Annotated in this window: 2 protein-coding genes; both read left to right on the top strand. The window is 72.4% G+C overall.

All coding sequences use genetic code 11. The features are described from left to right. The first annotated feature begins 2 nt into the window (after positions 1-2). A complete protein-coding gene (locus VZQ01_RS09685; protein WP_426747648.1) occupies positions 3-8,024 on the top strand; it encodes an SDR family NAD(P)-dependent oxidoreductase in 8,022 nt (2,673 codons plus the stop codon). Next, positions 8,021-18,067 carry an SDR family NAD(P)-dependent oxidoreductase gene (locus VZQ01_RS09680; protein ID WP_426747647.1) on the top strand — a complete coding sequence of 3,349 codons (10,047 nt, stop codon included), beginning with the start codon at positions 8,021-8,023 and terminating at the stop codon, positions 18,065-18,067. Before VZQ01_RS09685 ends, VZQ01_RS09680 begins: the two co-directional genes overlap by 4 nt. Position 18,068 lies beyond the last annotated feature (1 nt).

Here is an 18,068-nt window from a genome sequence, read left to right as displayed (position 1 = left end):
AGATGACGGCTGAAAGTTCGATGTCGGAGCAGGCCATCCAGGCGTGGCTCGTCGCGCGAGTCACCGCGCTGCTGGGCCTGGAGACGCTGGACCCCCAGGAGCGGCTGAGCCGCTACGGGCTGGACTCCGTGAAGGTCGTGGCCTTGATGACGGAGCTGTCCGGCGTGCTGGGCCGCCCCGTGTCGCCCCTGCTGTTCTGGCGGCACCCGTCGATTCACGCGCTGGCGGCGGCGCTGTCGGGCCGCGCGGAGCCGGAGGCCCGGCCGGTGGCGACGACGTCGGCCTCGCGTCCGGTGGATGAGCCCATCGCGGTGGTGGGCCTGGCGTGCCGCATGCCGGGGGCGCCGGACGTGGCCTCGTTCTGGCGACGGCTGTGCGAGGGCTACGACGCCATGCGCGAGGTGCCGGCGGAGCGCTGGGACATCGACGCGTACCACGACACCGAGCTGCAGGCCCCGGGGAAGATGGTGGCGCGCCGGGCGTCCTTCGTGGACGGCGTGCAGGGCTTCGACCCGCTCTTCTTCGGCATCTCCCCGCGCGAGGCGGCGGAGATGGACCCGCAGCAGCGGCTGATGCTGGAGCTGGCGTGGGAGGTGTTGGAGGACGCGGGCGTGCCGGCGACGGGGCTGCGTGACTCGAGCACCGGCGTCTTCGTGGGCGCCATCTGGCACGACTACGCGGTGCTGCACCAGAACGCGTGCGCGGCCGTCACGCCGCACACCGCGACGGGACAGGCGCTCAACATCGTGGCCAACCGCATCTCCTACGCGCTGGGCCTGCGCGGGCCGAGCGTCACGCTGGACACGGCGTGCTCGTCGTCGCTGGTGGCCGCGCACCTGGCCTGTCAGAGCCTGCGTGCGGGGGAGTGCCGGCTGGCGCTGGTGGGCGGCGTCAACCTGCTGCTCGCGCCGGAGACCAGCGTGGCGCTCACCAAGTTCGGTGGGCTGTCGCCGGATGGCGCGAGCAAGGCCTTCGCCGCGGACGCCAACGGCTTCGCGCGCGGCGAGGGCGCGGGCATGGTGGCGCTGATGCCGCTGTCGGCGGCGCAGGCGGCCGGTGTTCCCATCTACTGCGTCATCCGCGGTGGCGCGGTGAACAACAACGGCTTCGGCAACGGCCTGACGGCGCCCAGCGCGGCGGCCCAGGAGTCGCTGCTGCGTGACGCGTACGCGCGCGCCGGGGTGACGCCCAGCCGCGTGCACTACGTGGAGACGCACGGCCCCGGCACGGCCCTGGGCGACCCCATCGAGGCGGGGGCCCTGGGCACGGTGCTGGGCGAGGGGCGGGACGCGGAGCGCGCGCTGCTCATCGGCTCGGTGAAGACGAACATCGGTCACCTGGAGGGCGCGGCGGGCATCGCCGGTCTGCTCAAGGTGGTGCTGGCGCTGTCGCACCGCCGCGTGCCGCCCAACCTGCACTTCGACGCGCCCAATCCGCTCATCGACTTCGGGACGCTGCGCCTGAAGGTCCCCGAGCGGCTGTCGCCCTGGCCCGCGGAGGACGAGAAGGCGCTCGCGGGCGTGAGCGCCTTCGGGTGGGGCGGGACGAACTGTCACCTGGTGCTGGAGGAGGCCCCGGGCTCGCGCGCGGAGCTCCTGCCGCTGGCGGCGTCGGATGCGGCGAGCCTGCGCGCCGAGGTCGAGAAGGTGGCGGCCCGCGCGTCTGACGCCGCGTCCCTCGAGACGCTGGCGGAGCTGTGCCAGCCGTGGGCGCGCGACGTGGGCGAGGGCTCGCACCGGGTGGCCTTCACGGCCCGCTCGCGCGCCGAGCTCGTGGAAGAGGCCCGGGCCTTCCTGGCGGGACAGGAGCGCGTCGGGCTGGTGGTGGGCAGGGGGGAGCGGCCTTCGCCGCGCATCGCCTTCGTGTGCACGCCCCAGGGCTCCCAGTGGGACGGCATGGGACGCGAACTGCTGCACCGCGAGCCGGTGTTCCGCGCGAAGGTGGAGGCGCTGGACGCGGCCTTCCGGCCCCTGGCGGGCTGGTCGCTGGTGGAGGCGCTGGTGACGCCGCATCCGCGCGCCGAGGACGCGGACGTGGTGCAGCCGCTGCTCTTCGCGGTGCAGGTGGGGCTCGCGGCCTTGTGGCGCTCGTGGGGCGTGGAGCCGGAGGTGGTGGTGGGCCACAGCCTGGGCGAGGTGGTGGCCGCCTGCATCACCGGCGCGCTCGGCACCGAGGACTCCGTCTGGCTGGTGCACCACTACAGCCGGTTGCAGCAGCGCACCGCGGGCCGCAGCGGCATGGCGCTGGTGGGCCTGCCGGGCGTCGAGGTGGAGGTGCTGCTGACGCCCCTGGAGGGGCGGGTGGTGGTGGCGGGCTTCAACGACCCGTCGACGACGGTGGTGTCCGGTGAGGCGGGGGCGCTCGACGCGCTGCTCGCGGACCTGTCCTCGCACGGCGTGTTCTGCTCGCGCATCCCCGTCAACGTGGCCGCGCACAGCCCGGAGATGGACGCCATCCGCGAGGACCTGGACGCGGCCTTCGCGCGGATGAAGCCCCGGATGAGCGCTCCGCGCTGGGTGTCCACGGTGACGGGAGAGGACCTGGAGGGCGCGTCGCTGGAGGCGTCCTACTGGAGCCGCAACCTCCGTCAGCCGGTGCGCTTCACGCAGGCGGTGGAGAAGCTGGCGGCGGAGGGCATCGACACCTTCGTGGAGCTGAGCGCGCACCCGGTGATGCGTCGCTCGCTCGAGCAGGCGCTGGCCCGGACGGAGCGGAAGGCGCTGACGGTGGCCTCGATGCGGCGCGACGACGCGCGCGGGGGGCTGCTGGATGCGCTGGGCGCGCTGTACGCCTGGGGCGTGTCGGTCTGCTGGCCGGGGACGCCGACGGTGGACGGCGCGGTGCTGCTGCCGTTGTCCGCCCGGACGCCGCGGGCGCTGACGGACCTGGCGCGCTCGCTGGTGCCGCATTGCGACCCCGCGTCGTCGACGTCGCTCGCGGATATCGCCGCGACGCTGGCGCTGCACCGCTCCTCGCTGGACCAGCGACTGGCGCTCGTGGCGAGGGACCTGGCGGGCGCGCGCGAGGGACTGGAGGCCTTCCTGCGGCAGGAGCCGCGTCCGGGGCTCGTGGTGGGACAGGGGCCCGCGTCCTCGCGGACGCCCGTGGTGTTCGTGTTCCCCGGCCAGGGCTCCCAGTGGGTGGGCATGGGGCGTGAGCTGCTCCGGAGCGAGCCCGCCTTCCGCGCGGCGATGGAGGACTGCGACGCGGCGCTGAAGGCCTTCGTGGACTGGTCGCTGCTCGAGGTGCTGGCGTCGAGTGATGCGGGCTGGCTGGAGCGCATCGACGTGGTGCAGCCAGCGCTCTTCTCCATGCAGGTGGGGCTCGCGCGGCTGTGGCGCTCGTGGGGCATCACCCCGGACGCGGTGGTGGGGCACAGCATGGGCGAGGTGGCCGCGGCGCACGTGGCCGGCGCCCTGACGCTGGAGGACGCTGCGCGCATCATCTGCCGCCGCAGCCGGCTGCTCCTTCGCACCAGCGGCCAGGGCGCCATGGCGGTGACGGAGCTGTCGCTCGACGAGGCGCGCGAGGTGCTGCGCGGCGTGGAGGACCGGCTCTCGGTGGCCGCGAGCAACAGCCCTCGCTCCACGGTGCTCTCCGGAGACCCCCAGGCGCTCCAGCAGGTGTTGGAGACGCTGACGCAGCGTCAGGTCTTCTGCCGGCCGGTGAAGGTCAACGTGGCCTCGCACAGCCCGCAGATGGAGCCGCTGCGCGCGGAGCTGTTGGCGCTGCTCGACGGGCTCTCCCCGCGCGCGAGCGAGGTGGCGCTGCACTCGACGGTGCTCGGGCGCGTGGCGGAGGGGACGGAGCTGACGCCCGCGTACTGGGTGCGCAACCTGAGAGAGCCGGTGCTGCTGTCGCAGGTGGTGGAGTCCCTGGTGGCCGCGGGCCACGGGCTGTTCGTCGAGGTGAGCGCGCACCCGGTGCTGCTGCCCTCCATCGAGCAGACGCTCGCGCACCTGGGCAAGCCGGGCACGGTGCTGCCGTCCTTGCGGCGCGAGCAGCCCGAGCGGGTGGTGATGCTGGAGTCGCTCGGCCGCCTCTACACCGAGGGGCGCGAGGTCTCCTGGCGCGCGGTGACACCCGCGGAGGGCCGTCAGGTGTCGCTGCCCACGTACCCGTGGCAGCGGGACCGGTACTGGTTCCAGCCGGGCGCGGCGGGGGCTTCGAGGAGCGCGGGACAGGGACACGCGGTGCTCGGGGTGTCGCGCCGCTCCTCGCTCCGGCCCGGGGCGCGGTTCTGGGACGTGGATGTGGCGGTGGAGAAGCTGCCGTACCTGAAGGACCACCGCGTGCAGGGCACCGTGGTGCTCCCGGCGGCGGCCTATCTGGACTGGGCGCTGGCCGCGGCGCGCGAGGGACTGGGCGAGGGGACGTGGGCCCTGGAGGACGTGCGCATCGACGAGGCGCTGGCGCTGCCCGAGGAGGGCTCGCGGCCGACCCAGCTCGTGCTGACGTCGGAGTCGGCGCAGGGCGCGTCGTTCAAGGTCTCCAGCTTCGTGCCCGTGTCGGGCGAGAGCGCGGAGGTGTGGACGGTGCACGCGTCCGGCACCGTGAGACCGCTGGCCATGGAGGCCACGCCATCCGCTGTGTCGCTGGACGAGGTGCGACGTCGGTGCACGCAGGTCCGCGAGGGCTCCGCGCACTACGGCGAGATGGAGGAGCGCGGTCTGAGCTACGGCCCGACGTTCCAGGGGCTGCGCGAGGTGTGGCGTCGCGACGGTGAGGCGCTGGGGCGGCTGGAGGTGCCCGAGGCGCTGGGCGCCGTGCGAGGGCTGCACCCGGCGATGCTCGACGCGAGCCTGCAGGTGCTCCTGGAGGCGTTCCCGTCGGGCGGTGGCACCCACGTCCCGGTGCGCGTGCGCCGCTTCGCGGTGAGTCGCGCGGGCACGCCGGTGCGTTGGGCACACGCTCGCCTGTCGGAGCCCGCGGCAGGGGAGACGATTCGGCAGGGAGACGTGTGGCTCCTCGATGCGGAGGGCCTGCCGGTCGCCGAGGTGCGCGGCATGGTGCTGGCGCCCCTGGCGGGACAGCGGGACGCGCGTCTGGTGGCCCAGGACCGGGCGCTGTTCGAGATGGCGTGGCACCGCGTGGACGCGCCCGCGACGTCGCCGTCCGCCGAGGCGCCGTGGCTCGTGCTGATGGATGGCCAGGGGCATGGCGCCGCGCTCGTGAGCCAGCTCGAAGCGCGGGGCGGCACGTGCGTGAAGGTCGAGGCGGGGGCGGAGTTCCGCAAGCTCGGCGCCCGGCACTTCGCGGTGGCCCCCGGTTCGCGCGAGCACTTCCAACGACTGCTGACCGAGGCCTTCTCCGAGGGCGAGTCGTGCGGAGGCGTGGTGTACCTGTGGGCGCTCGAGGCCTCCGAGGTGGAGGTGTCCGGAGCCCGCGCGAGCGACGAGGCCGAGCGGCTGTGCGGCGGCGCGCTGCATCTGGTGCAGGAGTTGACCCGCGCGGGGTGGCGGACCGCGCCCCGGCTGTGGCTCGTGACGAAGGGCGCGCAGGCCGTGGGCGGAGAGCCCCGGGTGAACGCGGTGCAGGGCTCGCTGTGGGGCCTGGGCCGCGTGGTGTCGCACGAGCACCCGGAGCTGCGGTGCACCTGTGTCGATGTCGAGGCGCTGTCCCCGGACGCGGCGGCCTCGCTGCTGGCGGAGGAGGTGCTCGCGGGCGCGAAGGACGAGCAGGTCGCGCTGCGTACCCAGGGACGGCACGCGGCGCGACTGGCGCGGCGTCTCCCGGTGGATGCGTCGCGTGAGTCCGCCGAGCCGAGGCTCCCCGTCGAGGGGCGGGCCTTCCGGGTGGAGATTCCCACGCCCGGTGTGCTGGACCGGCTGGTGGCGCGGGTGGCCGAGCGACGTCGTCCTGGCCAGGGCGAGGTCGAGGTCCAGGTGGAGGCGGCGGCCCTCAACTTCATCGACGTGATGAAGGCGATGGGCATCTACCCGGGCCTGCCTCCCGGGCCCGTCTCGCTGGGCGGTGAGTGCGCGGGCCGCGTGGTGTCCGTGGGTGAGGGCGTCACGGGGCTCTCTGTCGGACAGCGCGTGGTGGCGGTGGCCGGAGGCAGCCTGGGCTCGCACGTCATCGCGGACGCGCGCTTCGTGCGCCCGTGCCCCGAGGGCATGAGCGCCGAGGACGTGTCCACCGTGCCGCTCGTCTTCATGACGGCGTGGTACGCGCTGGAGCACCTGGGGCGGCTCCAGAAGGGGGAGCGAGTCCTCATCCACTCCGCGGCGGGCGGACTGGGACTCGCGGCGGTGCAGGTGGCCCAGGCCCGGGGCGCTGAAATCTTCGCCACCGCGGGCACGCCCGAGAAGCGCGAGTTCCTGCGCACCCTCGGCATCGCCCATGTCATGGACTCGCGCACGCTGGCCTTCGCCGACGAGGTGAAGCGCCTGACGAACGGCGAGGGCGTGGACGTGGTGCTCAACTCGCTCTCCGGTGACGCGATTCCGCGCGGCCTGGAGCTGCTCGGTCCGGAGGGGCGCTTCCTGGAGGTCGGCAAGCGCGACATCTACGACGGCCGGGCGCTGGAGCTCACGCCGTTCCGCAAGAGCATCTCGTACACGGCCATCGACCTCGCGGGACTCCAGGAGCGCAAGCCCGTGTTGTTCGCGCGGCTGCTCCAGGAGGTGATGGCGCAGGTGGAGTCGGGCGCGCTGCGGCCGCTGCCGTACCAGCGCTTCCCCGTCTCGCGGGTGGCGGACGCCTTCCGCGAGATGGCGCAGGGTCGGCACACCGGCAAGCTCGTCATCGGCATGGAGGACCCCACGCTGAAGGTGGCCCCCGCGCGCTCGGGCTTCCGCGTGCGAGCGGACGGCACGTATCTGGTGACGGGTGGTCTGGGCGGACTGGGCCTCTCCGCGGCGAAGTGGCTGGTGGAGCACGGCGCGCGGAGCCTGCTCCTGATGGGTCGCTCGTCTCCGTCGGAGACCGCGCGCAAGACGCTGACGGAGCTGGAGACGCAGGGCGCGCGAGTCGTCGTGGCCCAGGCCGACGTCGCGGACGCGGAGCAGCTGCGCGACGCGCTGGCCAGGACGCGTGACGGAGCGCTGCCGCCCCTGCGCGGCGTGCTGCACTGCGCGGGCGTGCTGGAGGACGCCACCCTGGCGCGACTGACGCCGTCGCACCTGCGCACGGTGATGGCGCCCAAGGTGCGCGGCGCGTGGAACCTGCACGAGCTGACGCGAGGCGAGGTCCTGGACTTCTTCGTCCTCTATTCGTCCGTGGCGTCGCTGCTGGGCCTGCCGGGCCAGGGCAACTACGCGGCGGCGAACGCGGCGATGGACTCGCTGGCGCATCACCGGCGCGCGGTGGGGCTGCCCGCGACGAGCGTCAACTGGGGTCCGTTCTCCGATGTGGGCCTGGCCGCCGCGCAGTCCAACCGTGGCGAGCGCCTGGCGTACCAGGGCATGGCGAGCTTCGTCGCGCGTGAAGGAGAGGAGCTGCTCCAGCGGCTGCTCGACGAGGGCGCCACGCAGGCCGCCGCGGTGCGCCTGGACGTGCGCCAGTGGCTGGAGTTCTTCCCGTCCGTGGCGCCGCTGCGCGTCTGGTCCGAGCTGAGCGCGGAGGGACGCGGTGAGGTGGCCCGTCCCGGCTCGGACTTCCTGGGCACGCTGAAGCAGGCGGAGCCGGGCGCGCGCCTGGAGCTGTTGGAATCACACCTGCGCGAGCGGATTGCCCAGGTTCTGCGACTGGAGCCCTCGCGCGTGGGCCGGGCGGACCCGTTCCGGGCGCTGGGCCTGGACTCGCTGATGAGCCTGGAGCTTCGCAACCGTGTCGAGGCGTCCCTGGGGCTCAAGCTCTCCGCGACGCTCCTGTGGACGCACTCCACGCTCGGCGCGCTGAGCGTCCACCTGCTCGAAAGACTCGAGCTCGCGCCGGTGCGCGAGCCCTCAACCCCTTCGCCGTCGAAGGCGAACCAGGAGCGTCCATCCGACGAGTCCGCCGCGGAGCTCGCGGCCCTCTCGGATGAGCACCTGCTGGACCTCTTCGACGATGCGCTGACCGCGCTGGAGAACGAATCGTGAGTGACGCGACCAAGGAGAACGAACTGAAGCAGCGCATGGCTCGCGCCGTGCTCGCGATGCAGAAGGTGCAGGCGAAGCTCGACACGCTCGAGAAGGCGCGCACCGAGCCCATCGCCATCGTCGGCATGGGGTGCCGCTTCCCGGGTGGGGCGGACTCGCCCGAGGCCTACTGGAAGCTGCTCGACGAGGGCCGGGACGCCGTGCGCCGTGAGCCGGCGTCGCGCCGCACGGGCGCCGACACGGGCACGCCGCGCTGGGGCGGGTACCTGGACGAGGTGGACGGCTTCGACGCGGACTTCTTCGGCATCTCCCCGCGCGAGGCGGCGAGCCTGGACCCGCAGCAGCGGCTCCTGTTGGAGGTGAGCTGGGAGGCGCTGGAGGACGCGGGGCAGAACCCGGAGAAGCTCCTGGGCTCGTCCACGGGCGTCTTCGTGGGCATCACCGGCAACGACTATGAGCGCGTGCTGCCCATGGGCGCGGACCAGCTCGACGCGTACTACATCACGGGCAACGGGCACTGCTTCCCGCCCGGTCGCATCTCCTACGTGCTGGGCCTCCAGGGGCCGAGCCTCGCGGTGGACACGGCGTGCTCGTCGTCGCTCGTCGCGGTGCATCTGGCCTGTCAGAGCCTGCGGCTGGGCGAGTGCAACCTGGCGCTCGCGGGCGGCGTCAACCTCATCCTGGACTCGCTCAGCACGGAGATGATTGCCCGCACGCAGTCGCTGTCTCCGAACGGGCGGTGCAGCACCTTCGATGCGTGGGCCAACGGCTTCGTGCGCGGTGAGGGCTGCGGCGTCATCGTGCTCAAGCGCCTGTCGGACGCGCAGGCGGACGGGGACACCATCCTCGCCGTGGTGCGGGGCTCGGCCATCAACCAGGATGGCCGCTCGACGGGGCTGACGGCGCCGAACGTGCTCGCGCAGCAGGCGCTCCTGCGCCAGGCGCTGGCGAACGCGCGCGTGGAGCCCTCGGCCATCGGCTACATCGAGGCGCACGGCACGGGCACGTCGCTGGGTGACCCCATCGAGGTGGAGGCCCTGGCCGACGTGGTGGGCGCGCCGAGGGCGGATGGGAGCCAGTGCGCGCTGGCGTCCGTGAAGACGAACATGGGCCACCTGGAGTCCGCGGCGGGCATCGCGGGCCTGATGAAGGTGGTGCTGTCGATGCGCAACGAGCGCATCCCCAAGCACCTGAACTTCACCCGGCTCAACCCGCGCATCCGCATGGACGGCACGGCCTTCGTCATCCCGGCGGAGAGCGCGCTGCCGTGGGCCCGCTCGCAGAAGCCGAGGCTCGCGGGCGTCAGCTCGTTCGGCATGAGCGGGACCAACGCGCACGTCGTGCTGGAAGAGGCTCCCGTGCGCGCGGTGCCTTCGGCGGCGCCGAGCCGGCCCCCCTCGAACCTGCTGCTCCTGACGGCGAAGTCGGAGGACGCGCTCGCCGAGCAGGTCCGCCAGTACGCGAGCCACCTGTCCGCGCACCCGGAGCTGGACGCGGCGGACGTGTGCTTCACCGCGAACACCACGCGAGCACGCTTTGCTCACCGTCTGGCGGTGGTGGGCGGCTCGACGCAGGCGCTGGCCGAGGCGCTGCATGGCTTCTCGAAGGGGGACGTCTCGGACGCCGTGGCCTCGGCGGAGGCCGCGCCCCAGGCCCCGCGGGTGGCCTTCCTGTTCACGGGGCAGGGCAGCCAGTACGTGGGCATGGGCCGCGAGCTGTACGCGACGTCGCCCGTGTTCCGTGAGGCGTTGGACCGGTGCGCCGCGCTGCTGAAGCCCCGCATGGAGCTGCTGTCGGTGCTCTTCCCGGCGGAGGGCGCGACGTCGCCCATCGACCAGACGGAGTACAGCCAGCCGGCGCTGTTCGCGCTGGAGTACGCGCTGGCGCAGGTGTGGAAGAGCTGGGGCGTGGTGCCGCACGCGGTGATGGGCCACAGCGTGGGCGAGTTCGCCGCCGCCGTCGTCGCGGGCCACCTGTCCCTGGAGGATGGCCTCGCGCTCATCGCGGAGCGCGGCCGGCTGATGCAGGCGCTGCCCTCGGGAGGCGCGATGCTCAGCGTCTTCGCCACCGAGGCCCAGGTGCAGCCGCTGCTGGAGCCGCACCGGGGCCAGGTGTCGCTGGCCTGCCTGAACGCTCCTGGCCAGGTGGTGTTGTCCGGCGCGGGAGAGGTGATTGCGCGGCTCGACCAGGAGCTCCAGGCGAAGGGCGTGCGCACCAAGGCGCTCGTCGTCTCGCACGCGTTCCACTCGCCGCTGATGGACCCGATGCTGGAGGCGCTGGAGTCCCAGGCGGCTCGCGTCAAGGTGCTGCCGGGGACGATTCCGCTCGTGTCGAACGTGACGGGCCGGCCCGTGGGCGCTGGCGAGCTGGGGGCGCCGGGGTACTGGCGTCGTCATGCGCGTGAGGCCGTGCGCTTCCAGGAGGGCATGGAGTCGCTGCGCGAGCTGGGCATCGACGTGTTCGTCGAGGTGGGGCCCACGGCCACGCTGTTGGGCCTGGGACGCGCGTGTCTGGGAGAGCAGCCGGCGTGGATTGCCTCGCTGCGCAAGGGGCGTCCCGACGCGGAGCAGCTGCTCGGCGCGCTGGGACGGCTGTTCCTCCGGGGCCAGGATGTGAACTGGCGCGCGGTGGACGCGGAGCCCTCGCGACAGAAGGTGGCCCTGCCCACCTACCCGTGGCGTCGTCAGCGTCACTGGCCGTCGGAGGCGCCTCGCCTCGCGACGGGGCGCTCCGAAAGCGCCACGGTGCACGGCGCGGTGACGGAGCTGGACGCGGGCTCGCTCTTCCAGGTGCGTTGGGAGGAGTCGACGGCGAGCGGGCAGGGCGTCCCGGGTGCCTGGATGCTGCTGTGCGACCAGGGCGGCGTGGGTGAGGCGCTGGCCGCGCGCTTCGAGCAGCAGGGCGTTCCGCACGTGAAGGTCTACGCGGGGGCCGCCTCCGCTCCGGGGGCCCTGGCCGTGGACCCCGCGGACGGCGTGGCGCTGGCGAAGCTGTGGAAGGAGGCCTTCCCGGCGAACCTGCCGCGCGCGGGCGTGGTGCACCTGTGGGGCCTGGATGCGTCGGGCGTGGAGTCGCCGGGCGCGCTGAGGACCAGCACCCGGGAGCGCTGCATCAGCGTGGTCTCCGCGCTGCGGGCGCTCGAGTCCTCGTCGGAGCTGACCGGCCGACTGTGGGTGGTGACGCGCGGGGCCTGCGCGGTGGAGTCCTCGGAGGTCGACCCGTCGCAGGCGCTCTTGTGGGGGCTGGGCCGCGTGGCGGCGCTGGAGCATCCGGAGCGCTGGGGCGGGCTGGTGGACGTGGAGAAGGCGGAGGGCGAGCCGCTGGCGGACGTCCTCATGCGCGGTGCGGGTGAGGGCGAGGAGCAGGTCGCGCTCCGGAACGGGCGTCGGTTCGTCCCCCGGCTGGAGTCGAAGCCGCTCCCCGCGGCGAAGGCCACGACGCTGGCCTCGGCGGCGACGTACCTCGTCACGGGCGGCCAGGGAGAGCTCGGGCTGCAGGTGGCGCGATGGATGGTGAAGCAGGGTGCGCGGCACCTGGTGCTCACGGCGCGCAGCGCCTTCCCAGAGCGCTCCGAGTGGGAGGCCCTGGAGGCTCGTGGTGGTGACGTGGCCGTGCGCATCGCGGCGGTGAGGGAGATGGAGGCCGCGGGAGCGACGGTGGTGCTCGCGCGCGCGGACGTCTCCCGTCGTGAGCAGATGGTGGCGCTGCTGGAGAACGTGCGCGCGACGATGCCCGCGCTCAAGGGCGTGGTCCACGCGGCGGGTGTCTCCACGCACGCGCGGCTGCGGGAGCTGGATGCCTCCGCGCTGGATGCCGTGCTGGCGCCGAAGGTCGAGGGCGCGTGGCACCTGCATGCGCTGACGCAAGGGGACTCGCTGGACTTCTTCGTCCTCTTCTCGTCCATCTCGGCGGTCTGGGGCTCGGTGGGCTCCGGACACTACGCGGCGGGCAATGCGTTCCTGGATGCGCTCGCGCAGCACCGGCGCGCACAGGGGCTTGTCGCGACGAGCATCAACTGGGGCCCGTGGGCGGGCCGGGGCATGGCGTCGCCGGATGCGCAGCGGTGGCTCGCGAACATGGGCGTGGACTCCCTGGAGACCGAGGAGGGGGTCGCGTGGTTCGAGCGGCTGCTCGGCGCGGACGTCACGCAGGCCACGGTGGCGCGCGTGCGGTGGGAGCGCTTCAAGCCCATCTATGAAGCCCGTGGTCCTCGGCCGTTCCTGGCGGCGCTGGGGACGAAGGCCGTGGAGACCGCCGCCGCGCCGATGGCGCCCACCGCGCCCATGCTGGGGCGGGACGAGCTGGAGGCGGCGGTGCGCCAGCAGGTCGCGGGGGTACTCGGGCTGGACCCGAAGCGGCCGATTCCCGCGGGACGCGGCTTCGCGGACCTGGGGATGGACTCGCTGATGGCGGTGGAGCTGAAGGAGCGGCTCCAGCGCGTGGTGGGGCAGTCGTTGCCGGCGACGCTGGCCTTCAATCATCCCAATGTGCAGGCGCTCACCGAGCACCTGCTGAGCCTCGTGGAGGAGAAGAAGCCTCGCGCGGAGGCCCCCAAGGCCGTCGCTCGCACGGACGAGCCCATCGCCATCATCGGCATGGCTTGCCGCTTCCCGGGGGACGCGAACACGCCCGAGGCGTACTGGCGCCTGTTGCGCGACGGCGTGGATGCCACCTCGGAGGTGCCGGCGGACCGCTGGGATGTGGATGCGCTGTTCGACTCGGACCCGGAGGCGCCGGGGAAGATGTACATGCGCAAGGGCGGCTTCCTGCGCGACGTGGCGGGCTTCGAGCCGCAGTTCTTCGGCATCTCCCCGCGCGAGGCCGAGAGCATGGACCCGCAGCAGCGGCTGTTGCTGGAGGTCGGCTGGGAGGCGTTGGAGCGCTCGGGAATCAACGCGGACTCGCTGCGAGAGACGAACACGGGCGTCTTCGTGGGCGTCACCGCGTCGGATTACTCGCGCGTCATCCTCAATCAGGACGCGGCGGCGGTGGACGCGTACTTCGCCTCGGGCACCTCGCTGAACGTGGTCGCCGGTCGCCTGTCGTTCGCGCTCGGGCTGCACGGTCCGAGCATGGCGGTGGACACGGCGTGCTCGTCGTCGCTGGTGGCGTTGCACCTGGCCTGCCAGAGCCTGCGCAACGGTGAGTCCACGCTCGCGCTGTCGGGCGGTGTGAATCTCATCCTCACGCCCGAGGCCACGCTGTCCATCTGCAAGGCGCACATGCTCTCGCCGGAGGGTCGGTGCAAGACGTTCGACGCCTCGGCCGACGGGTTCGCGCGCGGCGAGGGCTGCGGCGTGCTGGTGCTGAAGCGGCTGTCGGACGCGGTGGCGGACGGGAACGAAGTGCTGGCGGTGATTCGCGGGACGGCGGTGAACCACGACGGTCCGAGCAGCGGGCTGACGGTGCCGAACGGGATGGCGCAGCAGGCGGTGATACGCCAGGCGCTGGAGAACGGAGGGGTGAAGGCGACGGAGGTCAGCTACCTGGAGGCGCACGGGACGGGGACGTCGCTGGGAGACCCGATTGAAGTGGACGCGATGTGGGGAGCGCTGGGTGAGGGGCGGAGCGGGGAGTCGCTGTGGCTGGGTTCGGCGAAGACGAACCTGGGACACCTGGAGTCGGCGGCGGGAGTGGCGGCGGTGATGAAGGTGGTGCTGTCGCTGAAGAACAAGCAGTTGCCGCCGCACCTGCACTTCAAGACGCCGAACCCGCACATCGGCTGGGACCAGATGGCGGTGGAGGTACCGACGAAGCTGACGCAGTGGGACCCGAAGCAGGGACGCCGCCTGGCCGGTGTCAGCTCGTTCGGCTTCAGCGGAACCAACGCGCACGTGGTCCTCGAGGAGGCTCCGGCTCCGCGTGAGCTGCCCGCGTTCCAGGAGCGCCCGAAGCACGTTCTGGTGCTGAGCGCGAGGAGCGCGAGCGCGCTGGAGGAGCAGGCGAAGCAGTACGCGGGAGCGCTGGGCGAGGCCGCGGTGGGAGACGTGTGCTTCACGGCGTCGGTGGGAAGGACGCACCTGGAGCAGCGACTCGCGGTGGTGGGTGCTTCAGCGGAGGAGCTGAAGACGAAGCTGGAGCGCATGGTGGCGGGAGAAGCCGTGGCCGGAGTGGTGAAGGGCCAGGCGGTGGGCAAGGAGAAGAGGAAGGTGGCCTTCCTCTTCACGGGCCAGGGAAGCCAGTACGTGGGGATGGGAGAGGAGCTGTACCGGACGCAGCCGGCCTTCAAGGAAGCGCTGGAAGAGTGCGCGAAGGTGCTGGAGGGGGTGCTGGAGAAGCCGCTGCTGGAGGTGATGTTCGGCCAGGGCAGCGAGCTGGACGAGACGAGGTACACGCAGCCGGCGCTGTTCGCGGTGGAGTACGCGCTGTGGAGGATGTGGAGGAGTTGGGGAGTGGAGGCGGACGCGGTGCTGGGGCACAGCGTGGGTGAGTACGTGGCGGCGGTGGTGGCGGGAGTGATGGGGATGGAGGACGCGCTGAAGCTGGTGGCGGAGCGAGGCCGGCTGATGCAGGCGCTGGGGGGGGAGGGGGAGATGGTGGCGGTGGAGGCACCGGAGGAGTGGATTGCGGAGGCGGTGAAGGGCCTGGAGGTGAGCGTCTCGATTGCGGCGCGAAACGGGCCGAAGCAGTGGGTGGTGGCGGGGTTGAAGGAGGGAGTGAAGGAGACGGAGCGTCGGCTGGGGGAGAAGGGGGCGAAGACGAAGAAGCTGAAGGTGTCGCACGCGTTCCACTCGCCGCAGATGGAGCCGATGCTGGACGCCTTCGAGGCGCGGGTGGGTGCGGTGAAGCTGGAAGCACCGAAGCGGGTGCTGATTTCGAATGTGAGCGGGAAGAAGGCGGGGGCGGAGGTGGCGAGCGCGAAGTACTGGCGCACGCACGTGAGGGAGGCGGTGCGATTCGCGGAGGGGATGGAGGCGCTGAGGAAGGAGGGGGTGGGAATCTTCCTGGAGGTGGGCCCCGCGCCGGTGTTGGTGGGGATGGGGAGGCAGACGCTGGAGGAGGAGGGGCTGGAGTGGGTGGCGAGTCTGAGGAAGGGGAAGGGGGAGTGGGAGACGGCGCTGGAGGCGCTGGGGGCGCTGTACGTGAAGGGAGTGGAGGTGGCGTGGAGCGAGTACGAGAAGCCGTACGCGCGCCGCACCGTGTCCCTGCCCACCTACCCGTTCCAACGTCAGCGCTACTGGTGGACCCGCGAGCCGCGGGGACAGAGCGCGCTGCTCGCGCCGCGTGAGGCTCGAACCATCAAGCCGCACCTCGGGACCCGGCTGTACTCACCCGCGTTCGACGACATCATCTACAGCACGACGCTCGGGGCGTTCCGTCCGGCGTACCTCGATGACCACCGTCTCTACGGCACGGTCGTCACGCCGGCGGCCTCTCACCTCTCGATGGTCCTCTCGGCCGTCGTGGAGACCTTCGGTCCCCAGGCCTGCACGCTGGAGAACCTCACCTTCCACCAGGCGCTGGTGCTCGCGGACGACGAGCTGCGCCCGCTCCAGCTCATCTTCTCGCCGCACGCGGAGGGCTACTCCCTCAAGCTGATGACGCAGGGCGAGTCCGGTGAATGGGTGCTGCACGGCACCGGTGAGCTGCGAGTGGACCCGTCGCAGGTCTCCACGCCGAGGACGCTGCCCGCGCGCGAGGCCGTGCTGGCGCGCTGCACCGAGTCGCGCTCGGGAGACGACTTCTACAAGTTCTTCCGAGCCATGGGCTACACGCTGGGCCCGAGCTTCCGCTGGATTGGTCCCTTCCAGCGCAGCCAGGACGAGGCGTTCGGCCAGATGCAGCAGCCGGAGCTGCCGGACTCCCCGGACAACTACCAGCTGTATCCGGGCCTCATCGACTCGTGCTTCCAGATGCTCGCCAACTGGATGGTGAGCGACGCGACGAGCCTGGCCGACGCGCTGGCGATTCCGTTCAGTGTCTCGAGGCTCAACTTCTTCCGCCGTCCGCAGGGCGCGCTGTGGTGCTACGCGAAGTCCACCGCGGGCGAGCGGGCCATCACGGAAGAAATCCTCAGCGGCGACGTGCAGCTCTTCGACGAGCACGGCCCGGTGGCGGAGATTCTCGGCTTCCACGCGCGTCGCGCCAGCCGTGAGGTCCTCCAGGCCAGCACGCACAAGAAGTCCGAGGAGCGCATCTACGAGGTGGCGTGGACCCCCGAGCCCCTGCCGCCCGCGCCGCTGCCCCAGGCCGAGTCCCACCCGTGGCTGCTGTTGCTGGACGCGCAAGGCGTCGGCGAGCAGCTGGCCACGCGGCTGGAGGAGCGCGGAGCCTCCGTCATCCGCGTGCGTCCTGGCGCTGGATTCCGGAACACGGCCCCGAAGCACTTCGAGGTCGACGCGAGCGCTCCGGCCGACTTCACCCGACTGCTGCGCGAGGCCCTGCAGGGAGCCCCGTGCGCGGGCGCTGTCTACCTGTGGGGCCTGGACCAGACCTCCTCCGAGGAGACACGGTCCGCCGAGGCCCTGCATCAGGCGACGCTCCAGGCTACGACGGGAGCGCTGCACCTGACGCAGGCACTCGTGGCCAGCGGCACGCAGTCTCCGCTGTGGCTCGTCACGCAGGGCGCGCAGCCCGCCGATGGCGTGGCGGTGTCCTCGCCCGTGCAGGCGTCCCTGTGGGGCCTGGGCCGGGTCATCGACCTGGAGCACGGTGAGCTGCGCTGCGGCCGCATCGACCTGGACCCTCGAGACGTGAAGGGCAGCGTGTCCTCGCTGCTCACCGAGCTGCTGCGCTCCAGCGACACGCCGGGAGTCGAGGTGGCCCTCCGTCGGGAGAGGCGCCTGCGTCCCCAGCTCCAACGGGCGAAGGGTGGCGCGGAGGTCACCTCCTTCCGCGCGGACGGCACGTACCTGATTACGGGAGGTCTGGGGGCGCTCGGCCTGTCGATGGCGCGGTGGCTGGTGGAGCACGGCGCGCGTCACCTGGTCCTCGTGGGACGACGTGAGCCCACGGCGGAGGCTCGCACGGTGCTCGCGGAGCTGGAGCAGGCGGGGGCGAGCGTCACGGTGGCCTCGGCGGATGTGGCGCGTGAGGCGGATGTCGCGGCGCTGCTGGCGCGCATCGACGCGGGGGCGGTGCCGCTGCTCGGCATCTTCCACGCGGCGGGCATCGTCGAGGACGGAGCACTGGTGCAGCAGGACGCCCATCGCTTCGAGCGGGTGATGGCGCCCAAGGTGGCGGGTGCGTGGAACCTCCACCGCCTCACGGAGACCCGGCCGCTGGAGCACTTCGTCCTCTTCTCGTCGGCCGCGGCGCTGCTCGGCTCTCCGGGACAGAGTGGCTACGCGGCGGCGAACGCCTTCCTCGATGCGCTGGCGCACGTCCGTCGTTCCCGCGGGTTGCCCGCGCTGTCGCTGGACTGGGGCCCGTGGGCCGAGGTGGGCATGGCCACGGACGCGCAGGTGGCCAAGGCGTTGGAGCGCCGGGGCATCCGCGCGCTGCCGACGGCGCAGGGTCTGGAGCTGTTGGGCAAGGCGCTGGGGCACTCGCAGGCGCAGCTCGGGCTCATGCACATCCGGTGGCCGGCGTACCTGGAGGGCCTCGGACGACTGGGGCGCTCGGGCTTCTACGCGGCGGTGGCGCCGGCGCGGAAGGAAGAGTCTCGCGCGGCCGTGGCGACGACGAAGAAGCAGTGGTTGGCGGAGCTGCAGGGCGCGCTGCCGCACGAGCGGCGAGAGGTGCTCGTCCGCAGGCTCCAGGAGGCGGTGGGGCGCGTGCTCCGCCTGGACGTGGCGGGAGGAGTCGATTGGGGCCAGGGATTCACGGACCTGGGCATGGACTCGCTGATGGCCATCGAGCTGCGCAACGCCCTGCAGGACGGGCTGGGGCACTCGCTGCCTTCGACCATCGCGATGAACCACCCCAACGTGGACTTCCTCGCCGACCACCTCATCGAGGCTGTCTTGAAGTTCAACGACGAGAGGAAGCCCGCTCCGGCACGTGAGGTGCCGGACGCAGGCGAGCTCGAGGTGAGCCTCGACGCACTCTCCGACGCGGAGCTGGCCCGTCTGGCGCTCGCGGACCTGGCAACGGATTCCTGAG

The sequence above is a fragment of the Myxococcus faecalis genome (genome assembly GCF_050039385.1).
Classification (GTDB): Bacteria; Myxococcota; Myxococcia; order Myxococcales; family Myxococcaceae; genus Myxococcus; species Myxococcus fulvus.
The sequence above is the reverse complement of the archived record's forward strand: the minus strand, read 5'-3'. Positions and strand labels throughout refer to the sequence as shown.

Excerpts from the sequence above, each read along its gene's own strand:
- VZQ01_RS09685 (WP_426747648.1), top strand. The coding sequence starts at position 3 with ATGACGGCTGAAAGTTCGATGTCGGAGCAGGCCATCCAGGCGTGGCTC.